Annotated in this window: 6 protein-coding genes and 1 pseudogene; all 7 read left to right on the forward strand. The window is 65.5% G+C overall.

Features of this window, described 5'->3' with window-relative positions:
* The first annotated feature begins 14 nt into the window (after positions 1-14).
* Complete coding sequence (locus tag A8G08_RS22660; RefSeq protein WP_068279122.1) at positions 15-1,748, forward strand: nitric oxide reductase activation protein NorD; 1,734 nt, start codon at positions 15-17, stop codon at positions 1,746-1,748.
* Positions 1,749-1,817: 69 nt separating this feature from the next.
* Positions 1,818-2,639, forward strand: coding sequence for a CbbQ/NirQ/NorQ/GpvN family protein (locus A8G08_RS22665; RefSeq protein WP_068279144.1), 822 nt, complete (start codon positions 1,818-1,820; stop codon positions 2,637-2,639).
* 81 nt (positions 2,640-2,720) lie between these two features.
* Entirely contained in the window at positions 2,721-3,833 is a 1,113-nt protein-coding gene (locus A8G08_RS22670; protein WP_068279125.1) for an ABC transporter substrate-binding protein, read from the forward strand.
* Between the two features lie 5 nt (positions 3,834-3,838).
* Complete coding sequence (locus A8G08_RS22675) at positions 3,839-4,987, forward strand: spirocyclase AveC family protein (RefSeq protein WP_068279128.1); 1,149 nt, start codon at positions 3,839-3,841, stop codon at positions 4,985-4,987.
* A complete protein-coding gene (locus A8G08_RS22680) occupies positions 4,984-6,099 on the forward strand; it encodes an SDR family oxidoreductase (protein WP_068279135.1) in 1,116 nt (371 codons plus the stop codon). The genes A8G08_RS22675 and A8G08_RS22680 overlap by 4 nt, the downstream gene beginning before the upstream one ends.
* Entirely contained in the window at positions 6,092-7,576 is a 1,485-nt protein-coding gene (locus A8G08_RS22685) for an aldehyde dehydrogenase family protein (RefSeq protein WP_068279138.1), read from the forward strand. Before A8G08_RS22680 ends, A8G08_RS22685 begins: the two co-directional genes overlap by 8 nt.
* A gap of 18 nt (positions 7,577-7,594) precedes the next feature.
* Positions 7,595-8,169: pseudogene (locus A8G08_RS22690) on the forward strand (cytochrome P450); the annotation flags it as partial.

An 8,169-nucleotide genomic window follows, 5' to 3' on the forward strand; every position in this document is an offset into this window, starting at 1 on the left:
GATCGAGGTGCAGGTTGCAGGTCGAAGAGGATCGCGGCGCGAGCGTGCGGCGATGGGAGCTCATCGCGGCCGCGGTTGCGGGCCGCCCTCTGCGTGTCCTCGCGCAGGACAGCGGGGAATCGGCCTGGACGGACGGCAGTGCGATCTACGTCGATCCGGACGCCGGGTCGGCACGGCTGCTGGAATCCGTGGCGGTGCAGGCCTCGCTGCTCGCCTCGGGCAGCCTCGACGCGGCCGTGTTGCGACGGCTCGGCCGTAAGTCCGCCCTCACCCAGCGCTACCTGGCGATCGAGGGGCACCGTGCGCTGGCCACCAACGAGGACGTGCTGCCACCCGCGGTACAACGCTTGGTCGACTGGAACGTTGCCGGGCGCAGCGACTCGCCCGCCGCCTCGCTGGCCCTCGCATCATCCGACGATGCCTTTCCCGATCCGCCGTCGTCTTTCGGCGCGATTCGGCCGCGACAGATGCGGGAAGCCAACGGGGCCAACGAGTCCGGGCCGGCTTCGGCACAGCACGCGCCACGCCGGGAGAGCGACCGGGAATTGGCGGAACTCGAAGATGAGGCCGGCGACGCCGACGTCATCGACCTGTTCTCCAGCCCGGTCGGTGGGGGCGGCGGCATCGGCAAGCTATTGCAGAAGATGCTCGGCGCGGTCCGCAAACTGGGCGGCGAGGGTGGTTCTCCGGGCGCGGATACCCCGTCGCACCGGTTGCGCTCGAGTGCGCGCGGCGGTGGCCCCCAGGTTTTCTCCACTGCCCGTGCGGAAGCGTCTGACGAGGAAGCGCTTGGTCCCGGTCGCAAGTGGACCTACCCGGAGTGGGACGCCGGACGGCGGGCCTACCGAGCGGACTGGTGCACGGTGCTGGAGTCCGCCCCAAAGCCCGATAAGACAAGCCACCCCAAGGAGTGGTCGGGACACGCATTGCGACGGCCACTCGCGCGGCTCGGCGTCGGGATCGAACGTCAGCACCGCCAGTTCCAGGGTGACGACATCGACCTGGACGCGACTGTCGAGGCTCGAGTGGAGGCGCTTGCCGGGTCCGTTCCGGATGAGGCGGTGTACATCGACAGCGTGCGGCGGCGCCGTGACCTGGCGGTGCTCGTACTCCTCGACGTCTCCGGATCGGCGGGGGAGCCCGGCGCCGCCGGCACGACCGTCCACGAGAATCAGCAGGCGGCGGCTGCGGCGATCACGATGGCGTTGCACGAGCTTGGGGACCGCGTCGCGCTTTACGCATACAACTCGCAAGGCCGTTCGTCGGTGTGGTTGTCGGCGCTGAAACGATTCGACGACAACTTCGACGAACGCGCGCTGCGGCGGCTCGCCGGGCTCGTTCCCTCGGCCTACTCGCGATTGGGCGCGGCTGTTCGGCACGGCACCGCGGTGCTCGAGCGGGAAGGCGGCGCATCGCGGCGACTGCTCGTCGTCCTATCGGACGGACTGGCCTACGACCACGGCTACGAACGCGCGTACGGATCAGCCGATGTTCGTCGTGCTCTTACCGAATCGCGTGCGCGGGGAATCGGTTGCCTATGCCTGACGATCGGAGCAGGCACCGATACCGAGGATCTGCGGCGCGCATTCGGTTCCGCGTCACACGCAACGATTCCCCGCCCCGAGCAGCTGAGCCAGGTGATCGCACCACTGTTCCGGTCCGCGTTGCGCGCCGCAGATATGCGTCGCCGCGTTGCGCAGCGACACAGACCCCTAGCCCAGCAGGACCTTCGCACTCCCGTCCCCTAGAACTCGTTGCGCCGACGCGGCGCAGCAACTACCCGGCGCGCGGACATGACCGCGCGGGAAGGAAGTCTCATGACCAGCAGCGCGCCGCGCGGAACGCGCCCGTATTACGTCTCGGTCGATGATGAGGAGCAGGTATTCAAGGCGGCATACCGGCAAAACATGTCGATCGTGTTGAAGGGCCCGACGGGGTGCGGTAAGACGCGCTTCGTCGAGGCCATGGCCTACGACCTCGGCCGTCCCTTGATCACCGTGTCGTGCCATGACGACCTGACCACGGCCGACCTCGTCGGCCGGTACCTGCTGCGCGGGGGTGAGACCGAGTGGGCGGACGGCCCGTTGACTCGGGCCGTACGCGAGGGGGCGATCTGCTACCTCGACGAGGTGGTGGAAGCGCGTCAGGACACGACGGTGGTACTGCACCCGCTCGCGGATTATCGGCGTCAGCTGCCGATCGAGCGACTGGGTGAGACCCTCGACGCGGCACCAGGTTTCGGCCTCGTCGTGTCGTACAACCCGGGTTATCAGAGTGTGTTGAAGGACCTGAAGGACTCCACCCGGCAGCGCATGGTCGCGATCGAGTTCGGGTTTCCCTCACCCGATGTCGAGGAAAAGATCGTCGCGAGCGAGGCGGGGGTCAACACCGATATCGCGTCCGCCCTCGTGCGCCTCGGCCAGGCCATCCGCAGGGTCGAGACGGCGGGCCTGCGTGAGGTGGCCTCAACGCGAGTGCTCATCGCGTCGGGCCGGCTCATCGTCGAGGGGCTGAGCATGCGGACCGCTGCCCGCGTGGCGATCGCCGGTCCGCTGACCGACGACGCGCTAGTCGCCGGCGGGCTCATCGAGATGATCGACGCCTATCTGCCCGACGACAATGTCCGGCAAGGGGATTGACCATGGCCGGTCGCAACGCTACTTTTGGAACAAAAATTAGGTCATTCGGCCGGAGAGACACCGGCACACCACGGAGGTGACATGTCCTACGAAAGTGCGGCACAACCGATCAAGGTCGGTTATCTGATGGACTTCAAGCTCCCGGACTTCTTCCCGGAGACAATGCGTGACGACCTGACTCGGCCTTTCGAGATGATCTTCGGGGACGCGTTCGAGAAGGGCCTCATCGACCGTCCGGTGGAGATGGTCTATCGCGAGGTCGAGGGCCTGCCCAAGGGTTCGGTCAAGGCGGTCATCGACGCCTTCGGCGAACTCGTCGACGAGGGCTGCCTGGTGGTGTTCGGCCCGAGCATCACCGACAACGCCGTACCCACCAAGGAGGCGATCGAGGAGCGGTTCCGGGTGCCGGCGGTCAGTGTGACCGGAACCGACGACTGGCTGGGGGAGTGGACCTTCGCCTTCCCGCAGGGGTCGATGACCGACGAGCCGATCTTCTGGGCGGACCTGCTTGCCAAGGCCGGTCACAGCGAGGTCGGTGTCATCATAGAGAAGTCGCTGGTCGGCGAGAGCTACCTGAAGAACTTCCGAAAGTCTTGCCGCAGCAAGGGGATCCGTATCACTGCCGAGGTTTCGGTCGCCCAGACCGCGCAGGATGTGGGCGACGCAGTGCAGACCCTGCACGAGGCCAAGGTCGACGCAATCGTGCACTGCGGCTTCGGCTTCGGGATCGTCTTCGTGAATCCCGCGCTCGAGGCGCTGGGCTGGGATCCGCCGCGCTACACCAGCACCGCGTTCCAGAATGCCTGGGTCAACCCGGTGATGTGGAATTCCCTGCTCGGCTGGACCGGTATCGATCAGTACGACGAGGGCAATGCGATCGGCCAAGCCTTCCTCGATCAATACCAGGAGAAGGTCGGGCGCCGGCCGGAGTACTGCGTACCGGTGGTGAACCACGACATCGCAACCGCCCTACTGCACGCCTTCAACGACGCGCACCCGTTGAGCCCGCGCGGAGTAAAGGAGGCACTGGAGCGAGTGAAGATGGTGCCGGCCGCGGCGGGGGCGCCGGGCACCAGGGTTTCCTTCGGCAAGTGGACCCACAGGGCCTGGATGGGCGCCGGCTACCTCGTGGCGCGCCGCCTCGATCCGGACGGCAGCACCACCTATCTCGTAGACCGTTTCGGGGAGGAATAGTCAAAGTGACGACCGAACAGACCGCTCCGACAGGCGGTTCCGCGCCGCCGGAGCGGAAACCTGCCGAGCAGACCACGCCAACCAAGCGGTCGTATCTCGGCTGGGGACTGCTGGCACTGGCCATTGTGATACTTGGGCTGATCGCCGCCAACGCGCGCCGCGGTGCGGTCTCGCCCCGAATCGCCAACCCCAACGTCACAGGTGCGCCGCGACCAGTCGATGTGCTTTTCGGCTTCGACCACTGGCTCGAGGTCATCCACATCGGCACGATCATTCTGATGGTCGTCGTGATCACGATCTGGGTGCGGATGTTCCGCCGCAATCCCAAGGACCCCGTCCTGATCATGGGGTTCATGACGACCGTGATCGTCTGGCAGGACCCGATCATGAACTGGTCGCCGTTCGCGGTTTACAACCCGCAGCTGTGGCACTGGCCCGAGGACTGGCCGCTGGTCTCGCTCTCGCCGACCGTCGAGCCCTTCGTGGTGATCGGCTACGTGCTGTTCTACCTCGGCCCGTACTTCCCGGCCGTCGCGATCCTGCGCCGCCTGCAGGCCGCGCGCAGCCCGGAGTCGTTCGTGTGGAAGCACCCGCTGATCTGCCTCGCGAGCTTCATCCTGGTAATCGGCTTCATTTTCGACATGATTCTCGAGGTGTCCCTGGTCCGTACCGGGATGTACATCTACTCTCAGGCCATCCCGTTCGGCACGATCTTCGCCGGAACCACTTACCAGTTCCCGCTGCTGTGGGAGTCGCTGTCGGTGACGTTCGTGATGATCCCAGCCGGCGTGCTGATCTACCGCGACGACTCCGGCCGCACGGTCGCCGAGAAGCTGGCACAGCGAGCACGAATCTTCCCGAAGCGTCCGTTCGTCGGGATGGTCATCGTGATGGCCGTGATCATGAACATCTCCTACTTCATCTACGGCGGCTGGTTCATGGCCATCAAGTGGTCCGATCAAGCCACCTCGGTCGCCTGCCCTTGGCCATACCCCGAGGCGAAAGTCTATGACCCGCAAGGTTTCTACGAGAAGAACGGGGCCGAGGGTCCGTATTCGGTGGGCATCTGGTCGGAGTGGATGAGCGGGCAGCCGAACGGCCGTCCGGATGTCGAGTTCGCCTCGACGAGTGATCGATGTGGAGTAGCGAAGTGACCGAGTCACGCAGTGTTGTCGTCACCGGAGCCTCGCGGGGTTTGGGACTGGCTTCGGCGGCGCATCTGTATCGGAACGGCTGGCGAGTCGTCGCGGCGATGCGTTCGGTCGACAAAGGGATGGCCGCATTGCATGCCGAGACCGGCGCCGCCGTGGACGACCCTCGATTGATCGGCGTGCGACTCGACCTGGTCGATGAGGATTCGGTCGCTGCCGCGGCCGCCGCCATCGAGGAGGCAGTGGGGGCACCGGACGCGATAGTGCACAACGCCGGGATTGCGTCTGCCGGCACCGTCGAAGAGACTCCAATGGAGTTGTGGCGTCAGATGTTCGAGACGCACCTGTTCGGTCCGGTCGCATTGACCAAGGCTCTGCTGCCGGGCATGCGGGCGGCCGGGCGCGGCCGGATCGTGGTGATCTCGAGTGCGGGCGGCGTGCGCGGCATGCCGGCGATCGCGGCGTATTCGGCGGCCAAGGGTGCCACCGAGCGTTGGGCCGAGTCAATGGCCGGCGAGATCGCGGCCTTCGGCCTCGGCGTGACGGTCATCGTCACCGGCGTATTCGACACCGAGATCATTACCGACGACGGACTTCAGACCTTCCGTGACTTCGACGGGCCCTACGGCCGTCACCACACAACGATCGACAAGCGCGGCCGTATGGCGATGAAGATCGCCAGCCCGCCGGCGAAGTTCGCGAAAGTGCTTGCGAAGGCGCTCGGCGATAAGAAGCCGTACGTCAAGCGGGCGGCCGGAATGGACGCGACTTCCCTCATGGTGACCAATAGGTTGTTGCCGGCGCGAGGGATGCACCAGGTTTCGCGGGTCGCGATGGGCTTGCCCAAGCAGGGAGAGATGCGACCGGGCGCATTCAAGTTGGGTCTGGGCACCCGCGCCATGATCGGCGCCGCCAAGGTGATTCCGCAGCCGGTGATGCAGCGAATCGTCGTGCTGGTGATGAAGTTTCAGAAGCCGTCGACGCCCGCGGCGATGACGCGCCCGCGCGAGTCCGAGCAGGACGAAGTGAACGACGCCGGGACGGCATCGGCGGCCGAAGTCGAATCGGCGCCGTCGACCAATGGTCACAACGAGGGGAGCACGATCAATGGCTGACACAGTCGTCCCACGGTTCGAATCGCGGATGCTGATCGACGGCAAACTCGTCGACGGCAGTGCTGGAGTCTTTACCAACATCAACCCGGCTACCGAAGCGGCCATCGGCGAGGTCTCCGACGCCTCGGTCGAGGATATGCAGCGGGCGATCGACGCTGCTCGGCGGGCATTCGACGACACCACTTGGTCGACCGATCGCGCGTTCCGCGCGAAATGCCTTCTGCAGCTGCAGGAAGCGCTCGAGGCCGAACGGGAAGAGCTGCGCGAGGAACTGATCCTCGAGGCGGGCTGCCCGCGCGCGATCACCTTCGGTCCGCAGCTCGACGCACCGCTGTCCGACGGACTGACCTACCCGGCCAAGCTGATCGAGGAATTCCCGTGGGAGACCGACCTCGGTGATGCGTTCGTCTCGGTGACCGGCGTCAACACGACCCGTAAGGTCTGGCGCGAGCCGGTCGGCGTGGTCGGTGCGATCGTGCCGTGGAACTTCCCGTTCGAGGTGTCGCTGCACAAACTGGCGCAGGCACTGGCCACCGGTAACACCGTGGTGCTCAAGCCGGCACCGGACACCCCGTTCAACGCCACGCGTCTCGGCCGACTCATCGCCGAGCACACCGATATTCCGGCCGGCGTCGTCAACATCATCACCGCGTCGGACCACCTTGTCGGCGAGGAACTCACCCTGTCGCCCAAGGTCGACATGATCTCGTTCACCGGTTCGACCGCGGTCGGCCAGCGGATCATGGAGAAGTCCGCGGCGACCATGAAGCGGTTGTTCCTCGAGCTCGGCGGCAAGTCCGCGACGATCGTCTGCGAGGACGCCGATTTCGGATTCGCTTGTGCCATCGGTATTGCCCCGGCCATGCACGCCGGTCAGGGCTGCGCCAACCCGACGCGTCTGCTGCTTCCGCGCTCCCGCTACGACGAGGGCGTCGCGATGCTGAAGGCGATGTACGACATGCTCGCTCCCGGCGACCCACAGGATCCGGCAACGCTGTGCGGGCCGGTGATCTCGGCGAAGCAGCGGGCGCGAGTGCTCGGCTACATCCTCAAGGGCATCGAGGAGGGCGCGACCCTGCTGTCCGGCGGGCCGGAGCAGCCGGAGGGCCTCGACAAGGGCTACTTCATCAAGCCCACGCTGTTCGTCGACGTCGACAACAAGATGACCATCGCGCAGGAAGAGATCTTCGGTCCGGTCCTCGCGGTCATTCCCTACGACGATGAGGACGATGCGGTCCGTATCGCGAACGACAGTCCATACGGTCTGGCCGGGAATGTCATGTCCGGTTCGGTCGAGCACTCGCTGGCCTTGGCCCGCCGGCTGCGAGCCGGGTTCATCGGAATCAATGGAACGGCCGCGTATTCAGCCGATGCCCCGTTCGGTGGATACAAGGCCAGTGGTGTCGGACGGCAGAACGGACTCGCCGGATTCGAGCAGTACACCGAACTCAAGACCGTCGCCTACCCCGCAGGCTGAGCAGAGAGAACCAGCACCATGCAGTTGTTCGATGACCTAGATGATTTCGGTTCCTTCGATGACGTGGTGTCCGGCGACGTCCGCGACCCCTACACCGAGTTGGCCCGCATCCGGCGGGAAGAACCGGTGCAGCGCATCGAATTGTCGATGATGCCGGGCGATGACACGAAACCGCTCTTCATCGCCTACCGGCATGAAGACATCCAGACAATGCTGCGCGACAACGAGACCTTCTCGTCCGCCATCGTCCTGCAGGCATTCGGTGACGTGCTCGGCAAGCAGGTGATGCTCGGCCTCGATGAGCCCGACCACGGTCGCCACCGCGCACTGGTCTCGAAGGCGTTCACCCAGAAGGCGCTTGCCAAATGGGAGGACGAGTTGGTCGGCAAGGTCGGCAACGGCCTGATAGACGAGATCGCGAAGAACGGCAGCGCAGATCTGGTGAAGGAATTCACCTTCCCGTTCCCGACCCAGATCATCGCCGGGCTCATTGGGCTTCCGCAGGAGGACTTTCCGCAGTTCCAGAAGTGGTCGATCTCGCTGCTGAGCTTCACCGTGAACCCCGAGCGAGGCAAGGCGGCGTCCCTTGCGCT

The sequence above is a fragment of the Aldersonia kunmingensis genome (assembly GCF_001646865.1).
GTDB classification, from domain to species: Bacteria; Actinomycetota; Actinomycetes; order Mycobacteriales; family Mycobacteriaceae; genus Aldersonia; species Aldersonia kunmingensis.

What these genes read in the sequence shown, in the direction of transcription:
- A8G08_RS22665 (WP_068279144.1), top strand. Translation starts at nt 1,818, where the DNA reads ATGACCAGCAGCGCGCCGCGCGGAACGCGCCCGTATTACGTCTCGGTC.
- A8G08_RS22670 (WP_068279125.1), top strand. Translation starts at nt 2,721, where the DNA reads ATGTCCTACGAAAGTGCGGCACAACCGATCAAGGTCGGTTATCTGATG.
- A8G08_RS22685 (WP_068279138.1), top strand. Translation starts at nt 6,092, where the DNA reads ATGGCTGACACAGTCGTCCCACGGTTCGAATCGCGGATGCTGATCGAC.